At 72.4% G+C, this 18,941-nt stretch carries 18 protein-coding genes and 1 pseudogene; 1 reads left to right on the top strand and 18 read right to left on the bottom strand.

What is annotated here, in order from left to right:
• Nucleotides 1–3 precede the first annotated feature (3 nt).
• The 18 genes and pseudogenes from ACIOHG_RS16910 to ACIOHG_RS16825 all read right to left on the bottom strand — a co-directional run bounded on the left by ACIOHG_RS16910 (nucleotide 4) and on the right by ACIOHG_RS16825 (nucleotide 17,038).
• Complete coding sequence (locus ACIOHG_RS16910; protein WP_400950823.1) at nucleotides 4–795, bottom strand: hypothetical protein; 792 nt, start codon at nucleotides 793–795, stop codon at nucleotides 4–6.
• 75 nt (nucleotides 796–870) lie between these two features.
• A pseudogene (locus ACIOHG_RS16905) lies at nucleotides 871–3,159 on the bottom strand (RelA/SpoT family protein); the annotation flags it as partial.
• Between the two features lie 221 nt (nucleotides 3,160–3,380).
• Complete coding sequence (locus ACIOHG_RS16900) at nucleotides 3,381–3,935, bottom strand: adenine phosphoribosyltransferase (protein ID WP_400950821.1); 555 nt, start codon at nucleotides 3,933–3,935, stop codon at nucleotides 3,381–3,383.
• Between the two features lie 21 nt (nucleotides 3,936–3,956).
• A complete protein-coding gene (gene secF, locus ACIOHG_RS16895; protein WP_400950818.1) occupies nucleotides 3,957–5,069 on the bottom strand; it encodes a protein translocase subunit SecF in 1,113 nt (370 codons plus the stop codon).
• A 3-nt stretch (nucleotides 5,070–5,072) separates the two neighbouring features.
• Nucleotides 5,073–6,872, bottom strand: coding sequence for a protein translocase subunit SecD (gene secD, locus ACIOHG_RS16890; protein WP_400950816.1), 1,800 nt, complete (start codon nucleotides 6,870–6,872; stop codon nucleotides 5,073–5,075).
• A 151-nt stretch (nucleotides 6,873–7,023) separates the two neighbouring features.
• Nucleotides 7,024–7,401 (bottom strand): preprotein translocase subunit YajC, encoded by a 378-nt coding sequence (yajC, locus tag ACIOHG_RS16885; RefSeq protein WP_400950814.1) that lies wholly within the window; start codon nucleotides 7,399–7,401, stop codon nucleotides 7,024–7,026.
• Nucleotides 7,402–7,600: 199 nt separating this feature from the next.
• Entirely contained in the window at nucleotides 7,601–8,686 is a 1,086-nt protein-coding gene (ruvB, locus tag ACIOHG_RS16880; RefSeq protein ID WP_400950811.1) for a Holliday junction branch migration DNA helicase RuvB, read from the bottom strand.
• A 73-nt stretch (nucleotides 8,687–8,759) separates the two neighbouring features.
• Complete coding sequence (gene ruvA, locus ACIOHG_RS16875; protein ID WP_400950809.1) at nucleotides 8,760–9,371, bottom strand: Holliday junction branch migration protein RuvA; 612 nt, start codon at nucleotides 9,369–9,371, stop codon at nucleotides 8,760–8,762.
• A 49-nt stretch (nucleotides 9,372–9,420) separates the two neighbouring features.
• On the bottom strand, nucleotides 9,421–10,044 hold the full coding sequence (gene ruvC / locus ACIOHG_RS16870) for a crossover junction endodeoxyribonuclease RuvC (protein ID WP_400950807.1): 624 nt from the start codon (nucleotides 10,042–10,044) through the stop codon (nucleotides 9,421–9,423).
• Nucleotides 10,045–10,159: 115 nt separating this feature from the next.
• Complete coding sequence (locus ACIOHG_RS16865) at nucleotides 10,160–10,915, bottom strand: YebC/PmpR family DNA-binding transcriptional regulator (RefSeq protein WP_400950805.1); 756 nt, start codon at nucleotides 10,913–10,915, stop codon at nucleotides 10,160–10,162.
• A 78-nt stretch (nucleotides 10,916–10,993) separates the two neighbouring features.
• Nucleotides 10,994–11,605: a pyridoxal 5'-phosphate synthase glutaminase subunit PdxT gene (pdxT, locus tag ACIOHG_RS16860; protein ID WP_400950803.1), complete on the bottom strand. Its 612-nt coding sequence runs from the start codon at nucleotides 11,603–11,605 to the stop codon at nucleotides 10,994–10,996.
• A gap of 102 nt (nucleotides 11,606–11,707) precedes the next feature.
• Entirely contained in the window at nucleotides 11,708–12,631 is a 924-nt protein-coding gene (pdxS, locus tag ACIOHG_RS16855; protein WP_400950800.1) for a pyridoxal 5'-phosphate synthase lyase subunit PdxS, read from the bottom strand.
• Between the two features lie 160 nt (nucleotides 12,632–12,791).
• Nucleotides 12,792–13,337: a hypothetical protein gene (locus ACIOHG_RS16850; protein ID WP_400950798.1), complete on the bottom strand. Its 546-nt coding sequence runs from the start codon at nucleotides 13,335–13,337 to the stop codon at nucleotides 12,792–12,794.
• A gap of 19 nt (nucleotides 13,338–13,356) precedes the next feature.
• The gene (locus tag ACIOHG_RS16845; protein WP_400950796.1) at nucleotides 13,357–13,719 is read right to left on the bottom strand and encodes a 5-carboxymethyl-2-hydroxymuconate Delta-isomerase; all 363 of its coding nucleotides are present in this window, start codon (nucleotides 13,717–13,719) and stop codon (nucleotides 13,357–13,359) included.
• A 21-nt stretch (nucleotides 13,720–13,740) separates the two neighbouring features.
• Nucleotides 13,741–14,913 carry a glycosyltransferase family 4 protein gene (locus tag ACIOHG_RS16840; protein WP_400950794.1) on the bottom strand — a complete coding sequence of 391 codons (1,173 nt, stop codon included), beginning with the start codon at nucleotides 14,911–14,913 and terminating at the stop codon, nucleotides 13,741–13,743.
• Nucleotides 14,910–15,815: a phosphatidylinositol mannoside acyltransferase gene (locus ACIOHG_RS16835; protein ID WP_400950792.1), complete on the bottom strand. Its 906-nt coding sequence runs from the start codon at nucleotides 15,813–15,815 to the stop codon at nucleotides 14,910–14,912. Before ACIOHG_RS16835 ends, ACIOHG_RS16840 begins: the two co-directional genes overlap by 4 nt.
• Nucleotides 15,812–16,471 (bottom strand): phosphatidylinositol phosphate synthase, encoded by a 660-nt coding sequence (gene pgsA, locus ACIOHG_RS16830; RefSeq protein WP_400950789.1) that lies wholly within the window; start codon nucleotides 16,469–16,471, stop codon nucleotides 15,812–15,814. The genes ACIOHG_RS16835 and pgsA overlap by 4 nt, the downstream gene beginning before the upstream one ends.
• Nucleotides 16,472–16,615: 144 nt before the next feature.
• Complete coding sequence (locus ACIOHG_RS16825) at nucleotides 16,616–17,038, bottom strand: thiol-disulfide oxidoreductase DCC family protein (protein WP_400950788.1); 423 nt, start codon at nucleotides 17,036–17,038, stop codon at nucleotides 16,616–16,618.
• 200 nt (nucleotides 17,039–17,238) lie between these two features.
• Here ACIOHG_RS16825 and ACIOHG_RS16820 point away from each other — a divergent pair, with 200 nt between their 5' ends.
• A complete protein-coding gene (locus ACIOHG_RS16820) occupies nucleotides 17,239–18,882 on the top strand; it encodes a hypothetical protein (protein WP_400950785.1) in 1,644 nt (547 codons plus the stop codon).
• The last annotated feature ends 59 nt before the right edge of the window (nucleotides 18,883–18,941 follow it).

Raw genomic sequence — 18,941 nt, 5'->3', positions numbered from 1 at the left:
CGCTCAGACCGACGCGGACGCGGCGGGCGACTGCAACTGGTCCAGGTCCAGGCTCTGCGCGGGCCCGGGCGTGGCGGTCGGCACGGGCGTGCCGAAGTCGCTGAAGTCGACCGTCCCGGTGGCCTTCTCCAGCCGCAGCGGCACCGGCGAGCCGGTGGAGGCCACGTACAGGGTGCCGGTGCCGGTGCTGGCGCTGTTGGTCAAGGTGAGGGCGGGGCGCCCCTGCACGGTGGTCGGGGCGCCCTTGGCCAGGTCGGTCTTGCCGGTGCCGATCTGGTCGGCGAGGGTGCCCAGGTTGCACAGGTCGCCGATCTCGGCGAAGTCGGCGTTGTCGGCGGTGGTCTTCAGGTAGCGGTCGCCGACCAGTTCGGCCGCGGCCGAGCCGCCGTGGCTCTGCCAGAACGCCAGGTCCGGTTTCACCCACAGCTGCTGCCCGGACTTGACCACCTGGAAGCTGCCGGTGCCGCTCTGGGTGAGCGTGCCGGTGCAGCTGCCCACGGTGTCCATCCGCAGGTCCATGCTGATCTGCGAGCCGCCGCCGCTGACGGTGCCGACCGCCCGCACCGCCCCGGCATCCTTGAGCGCCCGCACCGCCCGCTGCAGCGCCTCGGGGGCGGACAGCTGCCCGACCCCGTTGTCGGCGCCCGCGGCAGCGGTCGTGGACGCGGCGGACGCCGGTCCCGTGGCGGCCGGCGAGGACCCGCCGCCCGAACCGCCGGAGCTGCCGCAGCCGGCCGCCAGTACCGCGAGCAGCGCCGCGCCCGTCGCCGCCGCCGTCACCCGTATCCCGTGCACGGTGCCTCCCGGAAAAGCCGACCGCCCCCACCCGGCCAGTGTCGGCGGGGTGGGGGCGGTCTGCACTCCGGGCGGCTACTTGCGGGCCGAGGTGACCCGGTAGACGTCGTACACGCCCTCGACGCCGCGCACCGCCTTCAGCACGTGGCCGAGGTGCTTGGGGTCGCCCATCTCGAAGGTGAACCGGCTCATCGCCACCCGGTCGCGGGAGGTCTGCACGGCCGCCGACAGGATGTTGACGTGCTGGTCGGAGAGCACCCGGGTGACGTCCGAGAGCAGGCGGGAGCGGTCCAGCGCCTCGACCTGGATGGCGACCAGGAAGACCGAGGACTGGGTGGCCGCCCACTCGACCTCGATGATCCGCTCGGGCTGCTGCTGCAGGGACTCCACGTTGACGCAGTCCGCGCGGTGCACCGAGACGCCGTTGCCGCGGGTCACGAAGCCGACGATCGGGTCGCCGGGCACCGGCGTGCAGCAGCGCGCCAGCTTGACCCACAGGTCGTCCACGCCCTTGACGACGACGCCGGGGTCGCCCTTGGCGCGGCGGCGCATCGCCCGGGGCTGGTGCGAGGGGGTGGCGGTCTCGGCGAGGTCCTCGACCGCGCCCTCCTCGCCGCCCATCGCCTGGACCAGCTTCTGCACGATGGCCTGCGCGGCCACGTGGCCCTCGCCGATCGCCGCGTACAGCGAGGAGATGTCCGGGTAGCGCATCTCGTGGGCCAGCGTGACCAGCGAGTCCCCGGTGAGGATGCGCTGGATCGGCAGGCCCTGCTTGCGCATCGCCCGGGCGATCGCCTCCTTGCCCTGCTCGATCGCCTCCTCGCGGCGCTCCTTGGAGAACCAGGCGCGGATCTTGTTCCGGGCCCGCGGCGACTTGACGAAGTTCAGCCAGTCCCGGGACGGGCCGGCGTTCTCCGCCTTCGAGGTGAACACCTCGACGGTGTCGCCGTTCTCCAGCGTCGACTCCAGCGGCACCAGCCGGCCGTTCACCCGGGCGCCGATGCACCGGCAGCCGACCTCGGTGTGCACCGCGAACGCGAAGTCCACCGGGGTGGCCTGCGCGGGCAGCGCTATCACGTCGCCCTTGGGGGTGAAGACGAAGACCTCGTTGCTGGACAGGTCGAAGCGCAGCGACTCCAGGAACTCGCTCGGGTCCTCGGTCTCCTTCTGCCAGTCCAGCAGCTGCCGCAGCCAGGCCATCTCGTTGACGGCGTCGGCCTTGTCGTGCTGCCGCCCGTGCGTCGGCGTGTCGGTGCGCACCTTGGAGGCGCCGGCCACCGCCCGCTGCTTGTACTTCCAGTGCGCGGCGATGCCGTACTCGGCGCGGCGGTGCATGTCGAAGGTGCGGATCTGCAGCTCGACCGGCTTGCCGCCGGGACCGATCACCGTGGTGTGCAGCGACTGGTACATGTTGAACTTGGGCATCGCGATGTAGTCCTTGAACCGCCCCGGCACCGGGTTCCACCGCGCGTGGATGGTGCCCAGCGCCGCGTAGCAGTCGCGGACGGTGTCGACCAGGACCCGGATGCCCACCAGGTCGTAGATCTCGGCGAAGTCCCGGCCCCGGACGATCATCTTCTGGTAGACCGAGTAGTAGTGCTTCGGCCGACCGGTCACCTGGGCGGTGATCCGGGCCCCGCGCAGGTCGCCCTGGACCTGGTCGATCACGGTCGCCAGGTACTCGTCGCGCTTGGGGGCGCGCTCGGCCACCAGCCGGACGATCTCGTCGTACATCTTGGGGTAGAGGATGGCGAAGGCCAGGTCCTCCAGCTCCCACTTGATGGTGTTCATGCCCAGCCGGTGCGCCAGCGGGGCGTAGATCTCCAGCGTCTCGCGGGCCTTCTTCTCCTGCTTCTCCCGCTTCAGGTAGCGCATGGTGCGCATGTTGTGCAGCCGGTCGGCGAGCTTGATCACCAGGACCCGCGGGTCCTTGGCCATCGCCACGACCATCTTGCGGACGGTCTCGGCCTGCGCGGCCTCGCCGAACTTCACCCGGTCGAGCTTGGTCACGCCGTCGACCAGCAGCGCCACCGCGTCGCCGAAGTCGGTCCGGAGCGTCTCCAGGCCGTAGTCGGTGTCCTCCACGGTGTCGTGCAGCAGGCCCGCCATCAGGGTCGGCGCGTCCATCCCCAGCTCGGCCAGGATGGTCGCCACCGCCAGCGGGTGGGTGATGTACGGGTCGCCGCTCTTGCGCTTCTGCCCGCGGTGCCACTTCTCGGCGACCGCGTACGCCCGCTCGATGTCCTTCAGCAGCCCGGGATCGGCCTTCGGGTCGTTGGCCCGGATCGTCCGGAACAGCGGTTCCAGCACCGGGTTGACCATCGAACTGCGCTGTCCGCCCAACCGGGCGAGGCGGGCCCGCATCCCGCCCGGCGAGGGACGGGAACTGGCAGCCGCAGCCGTGGGCACAACCTCGTCGGGCAAGGACACTCCTACGTGCAGACGGATCAACCTTCATCGTACCGGCGGCGCACCCCCGTGCGGCCCGCGCGCCCGCCCCGCGCGCCCCGCGCGCGCCCCGTACCGACGCAGGAGCCGTCCGCGAACAGGACCTGTTCCCGGACGGCTCCGCGCGGACCGGCTGCTCAGACCAGGATCAGCGTCTCCAGCGGCGCCCCGTGCAGGTGCGGGACCAGCCGCTCGCGGCCCGGCAGGAAGCCGAGCTCCATCAGCACCACCACGCCGACCAGTTCGGCGCCCGCCTCCCGGACCAGGTCCAGCGAGGCCGCGATCGTCCCGCCGGTGGCCAGCACGTCGTCCACCACCAGGACCCGCTCCCCCGGCGCGAAGGCGTCGCACTGGACCTCCAGCGTCGCCGAGCCGTACTCCAGGTCGTAGGAGCGGGAGAACACCTCGCCGGGCAGCTTGCCCTTCTTCCGGATCGGGACGAACCCGAGCCCGGCCGCGAACGCGGCGGGCGCGGCCAGCACGAACCCCCGCGCCTCCAGCCCGACCACCTTGGTGGCGCCGAGCTCCTTCGCCCGCCCGGCCAGCGCCCGGGTCAGCGCGCCGAACGCCTCGGCGTCCGCGAGCAGCGGGGCGATGTCCTTGAACAGGACGCCCGGCTTCGGGTAGTCCTGCACGTCCCGGATCCGGCCGGTGAGCAGCTCGGACAGGGCGGGGTCGGTGGTGGAGGTCACGGGGGTTCCTTTGGGGAAGGGTCAGTGCTTGCCGGACGGCCGTCCCTTGCCCCGGGAGCGGCCGGTCGGCTGGTTCCGCTGTCCGACCATACCGGCCGGGACGCCGTCCCCGTCCTCCTCGCCGCCCTCGAAGGTCTCGCCGCGGGCCTCCGCCTCGGCCGCGGCCTTGGCGTCGGCGGCACGGCGCTGTGCGACCCGCTTGGCCAGCGCCTTCATCTCCGGGCTCTGCTCCTTGAGCTGCGCGAGCAGCGGGGTGGCGACGCAGATCGAGGAGTAGGCACCGGCCGCGAGGCCGATGAACAGCGCCAGCGAGATGTCGTTCAGGGTGCCCGCGCCGAGGATGCCGCCGCCGATGAACAGCAGCGCGGCGACCGGGAGCAGGGCGACGACCGTGGTGTTGATGGAGCGCACCAGGGTCTGGTTGAGGCCGTGGTTGGCGGCCTCGCTGTAGGTGCGGCGGGACTGCTTGGTGAGGCCCCGGGTGTTCTCCTTCACGGTGTCGAAGACGACGACCGTGTCGTAGAGCGAGTAGCCGAGGATGGTCAGGAATCCGATCACGGTGCCCGGGGTGACCTCGAAGCCGACCAGGGCGTAGACGCCGATGGTGATCAGCAGGTCGTGGATCAGGGCGACCAGGGCGGCCACCGCCATCCGCCACTCGAAGGCGATCGCCAGGTAGACCGTCACCAGGACCATGAAGACGACCAGGCCGGTCAGCGCCTTCTTGGAGATGTCGGAACCCCAGGAGGGGCCGATCACCTGGGCGTTGATGTCCTTCTCCTGGACGCCGACCGCCTCGGAGAACTCCTTTGTGAAGGTGGTCGCCGACACCGAGTTCTCGGCGCTGATCTGGATCCGGACGTCACCCTTGTCGGTGGTCTGCACCAGCGCCGTGTTGGAGTTGATGATCTTGTTGGTGGCGTCCTTGGCCTGGGAGACCGTCAGCCCGGGCTTGTGCACGGTGTAGACCGAGCCGCCCTTGAACTCGATGCCCAGGTGCAGGCCCATCGCCAGGCCGATGCCGGCCACCAGGACGATGACTGCGGAGATCGAGTACCAGATCTTCCGCTTGCCCACGAAGTCGAAGGACACCTCGCCCTGGTACAGGCGGTGACCGATGTTGCGGAGCGACATGGGTCAGACCTCCTGGGTCTGGGACGGGGCCGAGGTCCGGGTCTGCTGGCCCGGGCGGCGGCGCGAGCTGCGCAGCGGCGGGCGGGCGCCGAGCCGCTTCGGGTCCAGGCCGGACCACGGGTGACCGCTGGAGAAGAACTTGGTGCGCGCCAGCAGGGTGATCAGCGGCTTGGTGAACAGGAAGATCACCACGACGTCGAGCACGGTGGTGAGGCCGAGGGTGAAGGCGAAGCCCTGCACCTTGCCGACCGAGACCAGGTACAGCACCGCGGCACACAGGAAGGACACGAAGTCCGAGACCAGGATGGTGCGGCGGGCGCGCGGCCAGGCGCGCTGCACGGCGGCCCGGAGCTGGGCGCCGTCGCGGACCTCGTCGCGGATCCGCTCGAAGTACACGATGAAGGAGTCGGCGGTGATGCCGATCGCCACGATCGCGCCGCAGACCGCGGGCAGGTTCAGCGCGAAGCCGATGCCCGCGCCGAGCAGGCTCATGATCGACCAGGTCAGGATCGCCGAGACGACCAGACCGGCGATCGAGACCAGGCCCAGGCCGCGGTAGTAGACCAGCGAGTACAGGACCACCAGGACCATGCCGATCAGACCGGCGATCAGACCGGCCTCCAGCTGGTCGGAGCCGAGCTGCGGGGAGACGGTGGTGACGTCGCTCTTCACGAAGTCCAGCGGGAGCGCGCCGTAGCTGAGCACGTTCGCCAGCGACTTCGCCTCCTCCTGGGTGAAGGTGCCGGAGATCACCGCGCTGCCGCCGGCGATCGCCTCCTGGACGTACGGGTGCGAGACGACCTGGCCGTCCAGCACGATCGCGAACTGGTTGGCCGGGGAGGGCTGGGTGGCGAGCTTGCCGGTGGTCTCGCGGAAGGCGTCGGAGCCGGTGCCGTTGAACGACAGGTCGACCATCCAGCCCTTGGCGCCCTGCTGGTCGTAGACGGCCTGCGCCTTGGAGACGTCCGAGCCGTTCACGGCCACGCCGCCGAGCGCGAACTTGTACCAGATGCCCTGCTCGGCGTCGTAGGAGCAGGCCACCGCGTTCGCGTTCGGGTCGTTGGTCTTCTGGTAGTTCAGGCGCTGCGCCTGCACCGAGCAGTCCAGCGCGGCGAACTGCTGCTGCACGTCGGCCGGGACGGTGCCCTGGGTCAGCGCGGCGCTCATGTCCGCGGCGCTCGGCGCGGAGGCGGCGGCGCTGGGGGCGCCCGAGGCGGGGGCCGAGGCGCCGCCGGAGGCGGCGGGCGTGCTCGGGTCGGCCTGCAGGGCGCCGGAGAGCGCGCGGCCGGCCTTGCTGGCGGACGCGGACGGCTGGGCGGCCGCGGAGGCGCCCGCGCTCGGCGCGGACGAGGCACCGGCGCTCGGCGCGGCGGAGCCGGAGGGCTGCTGGCCGGGCTGCGCGGTCACGCCCGTCATCGCGGTGGCGAGCACCGGACGGAAGTAGAGCTTGGCGGTGTCGCCGACCTTGTCGATGGACTGCTGCGTGTTACCACCGTCGGGGATGTTGACGATGATGTTGCTGTTGCCCTGGGTCTGGACCTCCGCCTCGGAGACGCCCATGCCGTTGACACGCTTCTGGATGATGCCGACCGCGGTGTTCAGATTGGTCTTGTTGACCGCGGAGGGGTCGTCCGACTTGGCGGTCAGCGTGACGCTGGTGCCACCGGCGAGGTCGATACCGAGACGCGGCTTGGTGTAGCCCGTCCCGAACATGAGGGCCACAAGGCCGACGGTGACCACCAGGATGAGCGCCAGCGCCCGTCCCGGGTATCCGTCGCGCGACCGCGACTTGGGTGTTGCCACCTTGCTCGTTTCTCCCTGTCCATGCCGCGCGGCGCCCGGTCCCTCCGCTCCCGGCCGGGAGCGGGGAGGGGCGACGGGCGCACGGCGGCCCAAGAGGTCCTGATGGGCTTGCGGCGGGTGCCGCCGGCCGGGGGAAGGCCCCGGGCCGTCCTTACTTGCTCTCGGGAGCCTCGGTGCCGGCCTTCGCCTCGTCCTTGGACAGGCTCAGCGGCTTCTCGTCGGCGTCCGCTTCCTCGACCGCGTCCTCGACCGACTCGTCCTCGGCGGGGCGACCGTTGATGATCGCGTCGTACTCGAGCGGCTCCAGCACGGCCGCGATCGCACCCTTGGTGTAGTGCGCCACCACGCCGGGGGCCACCTCCAGCTCGACGGTCTCGTCGTTGACCGCCTTGACCAGGGCGTACATGCCGCCGATGGTGCGCACTCCCGAACCCGGCTGCAGCGCGGTCTGCATGCTCTGCATCTGGGCCTGACGCTTCTTCTGCGAGCGGAACATCACGAACATCAGCAACAGGATCGGGACAAACATGATGTAAGAAAACACAGCAAGGGTCCTTTGTAGGCCGCCGGAGCGGCGGCCTGTGCGTGTACGTCGGCCCGTCGGGCGAGAGGGGCGGTCCGGCGGAGTCTAGGCGACCCGCACTGAACGGACAACGCCAAGCATGCCAGTGTGCCGCCGAAAGTGGCGAGCCTTGGCATGGACATAAACCACCGATAAGGCGGAGGTGTTATGCCTGGCCGTCCGCCCACAACCCGGCCTGCGCCCCGCCCCGTCCCCCGCGCGGGGCGCCCGGCGCCTGCGGCGGGGTGAGGCCGAGGTGCTGCCAGGCCGCCGCGGTGGCGATCCGGCCGCGCGGGGTGCGGGCCAGCAGCCCCTCCCGGACGAGGAAGGGTTCGGCCACCTCCTCGACCGTCTCGGCCTCCTCGCCGACCGCCACCGCCAGCGTGGACAGGCCCACCGGGCCGCCGCCGAACAGCTTGAGCAGCGCCGCCAGCACCGCCCGGTCCAGCCGGTCCAGGCCGCGGGCGTCGACCTCGTAGACCTCCAGCGCCCGGGCCGCGATCTCCGCGGTGACCAGCCCGTCGTGCCGCACCTGGGCGAAGTCCCGCACCCGGCGCAGCAGCCGGTTGGCGATCCGCGGCGTGCCCCGGGAGCGGCCGGCGATCTCCGCCGCGCCCGCCGGGTCGATCCGGACGTCCAGCAGGCCGGCCGAGCGGTGCACCACCCGCTCCAGCTCCGCCGGGGCGTAGAACTCCATGTGGCCGGTGAAGCCGAACCGGTCGCGCAGCGGCGGCGGCAGCAGGCCGGCCCGGGTGGTCGCGCCGACCAGCGTGAACGGCGGCAGCTCCAGCGGGATCGCGGTGGCGCCGGGGCCCTTGCCGACGATCACGTCGACCCGGAAGTCCTCCATCGCCATGTAGAGCATCTCCTCGGCGGGCCGGGACATCCGGTGGATCTCGTCGAGGAACAGCACCTCGCCCTCGGTCAGCGAGGACAGGATCGCCGCCAGGTCGCCGGCGTGCTGGATCGCCGGGCCCGAGGTGATCCGGATCGGGGCGTTCAGCTCGGCCGCGATGATCATCGACAGCGTGGTCTTGCCCAGCCCGGGCGGGCCGCTCAGCAGCACGTGGTCCGGCGTCGCGCCGCGCTGGCGGGCTGCCTGCAGCACCAGCGACAGCTGCTCGCGCACCCGCTCCTGACCGATGAACTCCTCCAGCAGCCGGGGCCGCAGCGCGGCCTCCACCGCCTGGTCCTCACCGTCGGCGGACGCCGTCACCAGGCGGTCGGCGGGCTCGGACTCGTACGGGTTCATCGGAAGACTGCTCCCCTTTGTTTTGTCGACTTGGTGACGGATCGTCAGACGGACATGGCGCCGATCGGCGGGCTCAGCGGGCCCGGTTCAGGCCGCGCAGCGCGAGCCGCAGCAGGGCGCCGACGTCCGGCACGGACTGCGCCTCGGCCTCCGGCGCCACCCGGGACACCGCCTCGTCCGCCTCCCGCGGAGCGTAGCCCAGGCCGACCAGCGCCTCGTGCAGCTGCTCGTTCCACGGGGCCGGGCCGGTGGCGACCGGCTTGCGGACCGGCGCGCTGCCGTGCGGGACGCCCAGCTTGTCCTTGTACTCCAGCAGCAGCTTCGCCGCCTTCGCCTTGCCGATGCCGGGCACCGCGATCAGCGCCTTCTCGTCGCCGCCGGCGACCGCCACCCGCAGCGCCTCCGGCGAGTGCACCCCCAGGATCGCCTGCGCCAGCTTCGGCCCCACCCCCGGCGCGGCCTGCAGCACCTCGAAGGTGGCCCGCTCGTCGTCGTCCGCGAACCCGAACAGCGTCAGCGAGTCCTCCCGCACCACCAGCGAGGTCGCCAGCCGCGCGACCTCCCCCACCCGCAGCCCGGCCAGCGTGTTCGGCGTGCACTGCACCGCCATCCCCACGCCCCCGACCTCCACCACGGCCACCCCGGCCCCCAGCACGGCCACGGGCCCCTGCACGAACGCGATCACGGTGAAGCCGTTCCTTCCACTGCTCGACTCGACTGTCCTGGACGCCCCGTCAGGGGCGCGGGGAACTGCGCGCCCGGCCCGGCGCCCTGCCGTACGCCGCGCGCGGTGCCGCCGGTGGCTGCTCGGCCGGTTCCGACGGCTGCGCGTGCCAGGAGCCGCCCGCGCCGTGCGCCTTGATCGCCGCCGTCAGGCGGTTGGTGGTGCCGCCGCGCCAGATGTGGCAGATCGCCAGGGCCAGCGCGTCCGCCGCGTCGGCGGGCTTCGGCGGGGCGTCGAGCCGCAGGATGCGGGTGACCATCGCGGTGACCTGGGCCTTGTCGGCCCGGCCGGAGCCGGTGACGGCGGCCTTGACCTCGCTGGGGGTGTGCAGCGTGACGGGGATGCCGCGCCGGGTCGCGCAGAGCACCGCGACCGCCGAGGCCTGCGCCGTGCCCATCACCGTCCGGACGTTGTGCTGCGCGAACACCCGCTCCACGGCGACGAGTTCGGGCCGGTACCGGTCGAGCCAGGACTCCAGGCCCTGCTCGATGGCGAGCAGCCGGGGGCCGATCTCGTCCTCCGCCGGGGTGCGCACCACGCCGACGCCGAGCATGGTGAGCTGCCGCCCGGGCAGCCCTTCGACCACCCCGACACCGCACCTGGTCAACCCGGGGTCCACACCCAGCACTCGCACGGGCCCGCCTCTCTCCGATCTGCGCAGGTTACCCCCGGCCACCGACAACCGGCCCCGGACACGCCTCCGCCCGGCGGCCAGCGACGGGCCACCGGGCGGATGCGCCGAGCGGGACTCAGGCGTCCAGCTCGGCCATGATCTCGTCCGAGACGTCGAAGTTGGCGAAGACGTTCTGCACGTCGTCGCTGTCCTCCAGCGCGTCGATCAGCTTGAAGATCTTGCGGGCGCCCTCGGCGTCCAGCTCGACCTGCATGCTCGGGACGAAGTTGGCGTCGGCCGAGTCGTAGTCGACGCCGGCGTCCACCAGCGCGGTGCGGACCGCGACCATGTCGGTCGCCTCGGAGATCACCTCGAAGGCCTCGCCGAGGTCGGTGACCTCTTCGGCGCCGGCCTCCAGCACGATGTCCAGGATCTTGTCCTCGTCCACCCCGTCGGCCTTGGGGACGATCACCACGCCCTTGCGGTTGAACAGGTACGAGACCGAGCCCGGGTCGGCCATGCTGCCGCCGTTGCGGGTCATCGCCACCCGCACGTCGGAGGCGGCCCGGTTGCGGTTGTCGGTGAGGCACTCGATCAGGACGGCCACGCCGTTCGGGCCGTAGCCCTCGTACATGATCGTCGAGTAGTCGGCGCCGCCGGCCTCCGCGCCGGAGCCGCGCTTGACGGCCCGGTTGATGTTGTCGATCGGGACGGAGCTCTTCTTGGCCTTCTGGATGGCGTCGTAGAGCGTCGGGTTGCCGGCCGGGTCGCCGCCGCCGGTGCGGGCCGCCACCTCGATGTTCTTGATCATCTTGGCGAAGAGCTTGCCGCGCTTGGCGTCGATCGCGGCCTTCTTGTGCTTGGTGGTAGCCCACTTAGAGTGGCCGGACATCGCCAGCTCCTTTTCGTCGCCAATGGGAAATGAACAGGGGAGATCCTACCGGTGCCGCCACTGCGAGGTGGCACACGGTCACCGTCCGGCGGCCTCGACCATGCGGACGAAGTACTCGTGGACCCGGTGGTCGCCGGTCAGCTCCGGGTGGAAGGAGGTCGCCAGCAGGTTGCCCTGCCGGACCGCGACGATCCGGGCGTCCGGGCCGTCGGCGGCGGGCACCTCGGCCAGCACCTCGACGTCCGCGCCGACCGCCTCGACCCAGGGGGCGCGGATGAACACGCCGGTGACCGGGTCGCCGGGCAGGCCCGCGAACGGGATCGCGGTCTCGAAGGACTCGTTCTGCCGACCGAAGGCGTTCCGGCGGACCGTCATGTCGATGCCGCCGACCGTCTCCTGGTCGTCCCGGCCGTCCAGGATCTTGTCCGCCAGCATGATCATGCCCGCGCAGGTGCCGTAGACCGGCATGCCGGCCGCGACCCGCGCGCGCAGCGGGTCCATCAGGCCGAACAGCACGGCCAGCTTGGAGATGGTGGTGGACTCGCCGCCGGGCAGCACCAGGGCGTCGACCTCGGCCAGCTCTTCCGGACGGCGGACCGGCCGGCCCAGCGCGTCGGCGGCGGCCAGCGCCACCAGGTGCTCGCGGACGTCGCCCTGCAGCGCCAGGACGCCGATGGTGGGGGTACTCACGGGTCTCACTACCTCTGTCGTCGAACTGTGCGGTGGGTCGGGAACGCCACGCAGCGGCCCGCCGCCCAGGGAACTGGCACGGCGGGCCGGAGCGGACGGGGCTTACCAGCCGCGGTTGGCGTACCGCTCGGTCTCGGGCAGGGTGTCGCAGTTGATGCCGACCATGGCCTCGCCCAGGTTGCGGGAGGCGTCCGCGATGATCTTCGGGTCGTCGTAGAAGGTGGTGGCCTTCACGATGGCGGCGGCGCGCTTGGCCGGGTCGCCGGACTTGAAGATGCCGGAGCCGACGAACACGCCCTCGGCGCCGAGCTGGCGCATCAGCGCGGCGTCGGCCGGGGTGGCCACGCCGCCGGCCGAGAACAGCACGACCGGGAGCTTGCCCAGCTCGGCGACCTCGCGGACCAGCTCGTACGGGGCGCGCAGCTCCTTGGCGGCCGCGTACAGCTCGTTGTTGTCGAAGCCGCGCAGCTTGGCGATCTCGTTCTTGATCTGGCGCAGGTGGCGGACCGCCTCGACCACGTTGCCGGTGCCGGCCTCGCCCTTGGAGCGGATCATGGCCGCGCCCTCGGCGATCCGGCGCAGCGCCTCGCCGAGGTTGGTGGCGCCGCAGACGAAGGGGGTGGTGAACGCCCACTTGTCGGAGTGGTTGACCTCGTCGGCCGGGGTGAGCACCTCGGACTCGTCGATGTAGTCGACGCCGAGCGACTGCAGGACCTGGGCCTCGACGAAGTGGCCGATCCGGGACTTGGCCATCACCGGGATGGAGACCGCGGCGATGATCTCCTCGATCATGTTCGGGTCGGACATCCGGGCGACGCCGCCGTCCTTGCGGATGTCGGCGGGGACCCGCTCCAGGGCCATGACGGCCACCGCACCGGCGTCCTCGGCGATCTTCGCCTGCTCGGCGTTGACCACGTCCATGATCACACCGCCCTTGAGCTGCTCGGCCATGCCGCGCTTGACCCGGGCGGTGCCGATCTGCGGCTGGTCTGCGGTGGTGGGGGTGCTGGACACGTAGGACCTCACTCAGAGATGAACCGGTGCTATCGATCTATCGTAGGCCGGGGGCTTTCCGAACCCATGTGCCACATGGTCCAGAGCCGTCCTCGGCATACGACAACTCGGCATACGACGAAACACGACGAAGCGGCCGGCGAACCGGCCGGGCGGCGAAACAGCGCCAAGCCTACGCGGGTGCGCCTTCGGGCGTGAGGGCCACCGGCGGTTCGTCGTCCATTTCGAAGGCCATCGGGAACGGCGCCCGCCCCGCCAGCCGGAAGTAGCGAACCAGCCGGTGCTCGCGGACCGCTCGGGCCGCCCGCACCGCGTCGTTGTGGAAGCGCCGCGCCATCGGCACCCGGCGCACCACCTCCACCAGCTCGCGGACCGCCTCCTCGCCGCCCGGCGCCGACCGCAGCGCCGCCACCTGCTCCGGCCCGTCCAGCACCGCCCGCAGCGCCAGGCTCAGCTCGCTCTCCGCGACCTCGCGCTGCTCGGCCTCCGCCTGCCGGGCCGCGTGCCCGGCCTCCAGCAGCAGGATCGAGGCGGCCGGGTCGAGCAGCGTCGAGGTGGCCAGTTCGGTCGCCACCGAGGCCCGGCGCAGCAGCTGGGCGTCCAGCGAGGCCCGGGCCGCGTCGATCCGGGCGTGCAGCCGGTCGAGCCTGCCCGCCGTCCAGCTCAGGTAGACGGCGAACAGGACGACGGCCGCGAGGCACCAGATCCAGGTAGTCACGGGGCGTTACGGTACCGGTTCAGCCGCCCAGGGTGGCCGCGCGGTACACCGCGCTGTCCAGCTCGCCGATCGAGACGGTGACCTGCACCGGCCCGGGCAGCGCCGGCAGGTACTCGGGCAGCGCCGCCAGCACCGCCTCGCCGAGCGCCGCCTTGGCCTCGGTCGAGCGCCCCGGGAAGATCCGGAACTCGACCGCGACCAGCGCGTACGTCTCGGCGTCCGCCCCGACCACCGCCTCCCCGGTCCGCCGGAACCAGGTCTTGCAACCGGCCGGCTTGGCGTCCAGCAGCTTCACCGCGAGCCGGTTCAGGGCCAGCCCGAAGCCGCGCCGGTCGAAGGAGTCGGCGATCCGGTCGGTGTAGTCGACGGTGATCAGCGGCATGGCACTACCTCTCGCACGGGGTCACCGGACCGGACGCGAACGCCGGCCGGACGGTTCGTCCTCGGCCACCGGCGGACGCCCGTCGGTGACCGTCTCGTACACCGACAGCACCTCGGCGCCGACGGTCTCCCAGTCGAAGCGCCGCACGTGCCGGGACGCCGCCGCGCGCAGCGCCAGCAGCCGGTCGGGGCTGCCCAGCAGCTTCACCGCCGAGGCGGCCAGCGCGTCCGCGTCCTCGACCGGGAACAGCTCGCCGGCCGCGCCGCCGTCCAGCACCTGGCGGAACGCGTCCAGGTCGCTGGCCAGCACCGGGGCGCCCGCCGACATCGCCTCGACCAGGATGATGCCGAAGGACTCGCCGCCGGTGTTCGGCGCCACGTACAGGTCGACCGAGCGCAGCAGCCGGGCCTTGTCGCGGTCCGAGACCATGCCGAGGAACTCGACCTGGGCCCGCACCTCGGGCGCCAGGCCCGCGACGGCCTCCTCCTCGTTGCCCTTGCCGGCCACCAGCAGCCGCGCCCCCGGGCGCTCCGCGAGGATGCGCGGCAGCGCGGCCAGCAGCGTCGGCAGGCCCTTGCGCGGCTCGTTGATCCGCCCGATGAAGCCGATCGTCCCCGGCCCGCCGTCGGCCGCGCCGCCCTGCCACTTCGGCTCCGGCTCGGCCTCCGCGAAGAACCGGACGTCCACCCCGTTCGGGATCACCACCGCGTCGCCGCCCAGGTGCTCGACCAGGGTGCGCCGGGCGTACTCGGACACCGCGATCCGGCCGGACATCTTCTCCAGGCCGGGCTGCAGGATCGGCGAGGCCGCGATCATCGCCCGCGAGCGCGGGTTCGAGGTGTGGAACGTCCCCACCATCGGCCCGGACGCCGCCCAGGCCGCCAGCATCGACAGCGACGGCGAGTTGGGCTCGTGCACGTGCAGCACGTCGAACCGGCCCTCGCGCAGCCAGCGCCGCACCCGGGCCGCCGACAGGATGCCGAAGCTGAGCCGCGCCACCGAGCCGTTGTACGGCACCGCGACGGCCCGCCCGGCCGAGACCACGTACGGCGGCAGCGCCTCCTCGTCCTCCGCCGGGGCCAGCACCGACACCTGGTGCCCCCGCCGGATCAGGTGCTCCGCCAGGTCCCGGATGTGGAACTGCACCCCGCCGGGCACGTCCCAGTCGTACGGGCAGACCACGCCGATCCTCACGGCGCCTCCCGACGGGGCGTCAGATCGGCCAGCCACAGCTTCTGCAGCATGTGCCAGTCCTCCGGGTGCTCGCGGATCGCCCCGGCCCAGACGTCGGCCATCGCCTGCGTCATCGCCGCGGTCTGCTCCTGCCTGGTGCCCGCTCCGGACGGCCGCACCTCGGGGTGCACCTCGGCCCGCAGCATCGGCCCGTCGTACCAGAGCGACACCGGGAACAGCGCCGCGCCGGTCCGCTGGGCCAGCGCCGCCGGACCGGCCGGCATCCGGGTCGGCTCGCCGAAGAAGTCCACCGGCAGGCCCGCCGCGGACAGGTCCCGGTCGCCGACCAGGCAGACCAGCTTCCCCTCCCGCAGCCGCCGGGCCAGCGTCCCGATCACCGACACGTCGGAGCCGGTCAGCGCCAGCACCTCCATGCCCAGGCTCTCCCGGTACGCCACGAACCGGTCGAACAGCGACTCCGGCTTCAGCCGCTCGGCGACCGTGGTGAACGGGAACCCGCCGGCCGAGGCGATCCAGGCGCCCGCCAAGTCCCAGTTCGCCATGTGCGGCAGCGCCAGCACCGCGCCCCGCCCGGCCGCCATCGCGGCGTTCAGCTCCTCGATGTTCTTCACCGTTATGGCACCGGCGATCCGCTCCCGGCTCCAGGTCGGCAGCCGGAACGACTCCCTCCAGTACCGCATGTACGAGCGCATCCCGGCCCGGGACAGCTCGCGCAGCCCCGCGGCGTCCGCGTCCGGGCGCACCCGCGCCAGGTTCGCCTCCAGCTGCCGCACGCCCTTGCCGCGCCGCCGCCACGCCTGGTCCGCGATGACCTCGAACAGGCCGCGGGCGGCCGGCTCCGGCAGGTGCTTCAGCCCCGCCCAGCCGGCCGCGTAGGCGGCGTCGACCAACCGTTCCTTCACCGGCCCCCCTCGACCGCGGCGGTCGCCGCCTCCAGCTCCGCCGACTCCCGGCGCACCGTGAGCATCCGCTGCGCCACCGTCACCAGGCTGCCCGCCGCAACCACCCACAGGGCGGTCGGCAGCAGCCAGTCGACGTACGGCACCCCGAAGGTCCGCAGGCCGGTGACGCCGGCCGCGACCAGGCTGATCACCAGCCGCTCGGCCCGCTCGACCAGCCCCGACACGTTCACCGGGAAGCCCAGCGCCTCGCCGCGCGCCTTGGTGTAGGACACCACCTGGCCGCTGGCCAGGCAGAAGATCGCCACCGCGCACAGCAGGTCGTTGTTCCCGCTCCCGGAGTACCACATCGCCAGGCCGCCGAAGATCGCCGCGTCGGCGACCCGGTCCAGCGTCGAGTCCAGGAACGCGCCCCACTTGCTGGAGCGACCGGCCTGCCGGGCCATGTTGCCGTCGACCAGGTCGGAGAAGATGAACAGGGTGATCGTGATGGTGCCCCAGAAGAACTCCCCGCGCGGGAAGAACACCAGGGCGCCCGCCACCGACCCGGCCGTGCCGATCAGGGTGACCGCGTCGGGGCTGACGCCCCAGCGCAGCAGCAGCGCGGCGAACGGGGTCAGGACACGTGTGAAGAAGGCACGCGCGTACTTGTTGAGCATGGCCTTCCGGTCCGCTCCGCTCCTCGGATTGGCGCCCGCGGACCGCTGGCCCGCCGGGCGTCCGCGCGGATGGCCCCGCCCGGCGGGACCATCGTATCCGCGCCGATCCGGCTGCCGGAGGCCAGCCATGCCGGTCCGGACGGGTCAGGACCGGCGCGGCACCGCGCAGGCCGGCGTCCCGCCCGGCAGCCGGTCCCGGTTCCGCGCCACCCAGCGGTAGACCAAGTCCGCCACCGGCCGCACCGGCGCCAGCGCCAGCAGGCCGCCCGCCCACGCCCACAGCCCGCCGGAGCGCATCAGCAGCCGCGCCACCGCCTGCGACCCGCCGTACACCCGCCGGTCCGGCGTGATCCACAGCACCTCGCGGACGGCCCGCTCCGCCGTCGCCTCCCCGCCGGTGAACGACTCCAGCGCCGCCAGGTCCGCGACCTGGAACGGCACCGCCTCCCAGCCCGCCGAGGACAGGCTCTGCCGCGGGTAGCGCTCCGCCCAGCGCACACAGCTGGAGCAGAACGCGCAGTCGCCGTCGAAAACCAGCACCGGCCCCGGTGCGTACCCACTCGTCATGCCGCCGATCCTCCCGCCCCCGCGCACCGTGCCGCAAACCCGTGGCGTCGAACCCACCGGTACGGGGCACCATCACCCCGGAGGCCCGCAAACCCGTTCGCCCGGCCGAGATGTGACCCCGGATCAGCTGATGATCCGCGCGCCCCGGCCGCCGCGCGGTACCCTGCGGCAGATCGACAAGGGGAGGAGGAGCTGCACAGGTGACTCAGCTCGACATGACGCCGGGCGCGCAGGTACCACGGACGGACATCGGCCACCAGACCGCGGTCACCCAGGCCTTCTCCTCCGCCGCCTACCGGACCGGCGACCTCGACGAACTCGCGGCCCTCGACGGCGTCACGGTCAAGAAGGGCAAGTTCGCGCTGTTCCGGCCGAGCGCCGGCGAAGCCTTCAGCCGCGCCCTGATCGACCGCACCCTCGGCGGCAAGCGCAAGCCGCTGGTCCCCTCGCCCGGGGTCGACGTCCGGATGGTGGTCGAGCACTGCCTCGCCGCCCAGGACCTGCGCGACGCCCGGGACCGCCGGATCTCCGGCATCACCGTGGTCTGCGGCCTGCTCTTCCTGCCCGGCACGCTGCTCTGGCTCGCCGCCTACCAGGCCCGGGCCTGGCTCGGCACCAAGAAGTCCGCCGCCCGGGACGGCTTCGTCGGCACCCTGGCCCTGCTGGCCGCCGTCGTGCTGGCCCTGCTCCTGCTGGTCCGCCCGCCGTTCGGCGGCCTGCTCGGCCTGTACTGCCGGATCGTCATGCTCGGCCCCGTGCTCGGCTGGTACCTGGCCAAGCGGACGGTGGTGGCCAGCGTGATGCAGCAGCGCGCCCGCTGGGGCGACCTGGTCGGCGGCAGCGCCGTCGCCGCCGTCGTCCCCAAGGCCGTCCCCAAGCACGACCTGGACAAGAAGGCCAACCTGCTGAAGTCCGCGCTGGACCGGCTCACCGCCGAGCAGAACACCAACATCCAGCACTACGCCGGCACCAAGGGCATCCTCGGCATCGGCGCCCGCTGGGCCGAGTGGTCGCTGCGCGAGGACCTCCGCCCGGCCGAGGGCCACCACGACTTCCGGACCTTCCACGTCTGGGACGTCGCCCGCCGGATCACCGACCGCCTCGGCGCGCTGTCCGGCAGCGAGGTCCCCGGCGGCGGCCTGCCCAAGCCGCAGATCAGCCAGTGGGTGGTGCTCGCCATCGGCGAGGGCGCCGACGAGATCGAGCGCCCCTCCGGCGCCGACATGGACGGCGACCGGATGCGCGACTTCGCCGTCCAGGAACTCGCCAGCAAGCAGAGCGTCGGCAGCGGCACCCGGCACCGCACCGCCGTCCAGTTCGTGCTGCACAACGGCCAGTTGGTCACCACCGTGGTGATCGACATCATGGTGCTGTCGCACAGCCTGCAGATCCACGTCACGGCGCACGCGCTCGGCCCGATCGCCGGCTACTTCACCGGCAAGCCCAAGGTCCCCGAGAAGGACGTCCCGCAGACCTTCCGGTTCTGGGAGAACCGCACCGTCCAGCTCCCGATCGTCACCGACGACGAGGTGGTCCGGGAGGCCGTCCGGGCCCCCTTCCACAAGATCCCCAACCTGCTGAAGTGGCTCGGCGGCTCGATCGCCTTCCCCGAGCCGCTCAGCCTCCGCCAGGCCTGGGCCTCCCCCGTCTGGGCCGACCGCTTCAAGGCCGACGACTCGATCTACCTCCCCACCCCCGTCGTCGGCATCGTGCACGCCGCCGTCGTCGAGTTCCTGGAGGAGCACGACGTCGCCGTCGACCGGATCACCAACCGCTCCAACATCCTGCGCTCCGAGATCCAGGGCTCCCGCCCCTACCGCGCCGACAAGTACGACGCCGGCTGACCCCGGCCGCACCCACCCGCACACGTCGGAGGGGCCCGGGCGGAATCCTCCGCCCGGGC

It is taken from the genome of Kitasatospora sp. NPDC088134 (assembly GCF_044741705.1).
Classification (GTDB): Bacteria; Actinomycetota; Actinomycetes; order Streptomycetales; family Streptomycetaceae; genus Kitasatospora.
The sequence above is the reverse complement of the archived record's forward strand: the minus strand, read 5'-3'. Positions and strand labels throughout refer to the sequence as shown.

Coding starts and splice junctions, on each gene's coding strand:
- ruvB (WP_400950811.1), bottom strand. CDS start 8,686: ATGAACCCGTACGAGTCCGAGCCCGCCGACCGCCTGGTGACGGCGTCC.
- secF (WP_400950818.1), bottom strand. CDS start 5,069: ATGTCGCTCCGCAACATCGGTCACCGCCTGTACCAGGGCGAGGTGTCC.
- ACIOHG_RS16825 (WP_400950788.1), bottom strand. CDS start 17,038: ATGACGAGTGGGTACGCACCGGGGCCGGTGCTGGTTTTCGACGGCGAC.
- yajC (WP_400950814.1), bottom strand. CDS start 7,401: ATGTTTGTCCCGATCCTGTTGCTGATGTTCGTGATGTTCCGCTCGCAG.
- ACIOHG_RS16865 (WP_400950805.1), bottom strand. CDS start 10,915: ATGTCCGGCCACTCTAAGTGGGCTACCACCAAGCACAAGAAGGCCGCG.
- ACIOHG_RS16845 (WP_400950796.1), bottom strand. CDS start 13,719: ATGCCGCTGATCACCGTCGACTACACCGACCGGATCGCCGACTCCTTC.
- pgsA (WP_400950789.1), bottom strand. CDS start 16,471: ATGCTCAACAAGTACGCGCGTGCCTTCTTCACACGTGTCCTGACCCCG.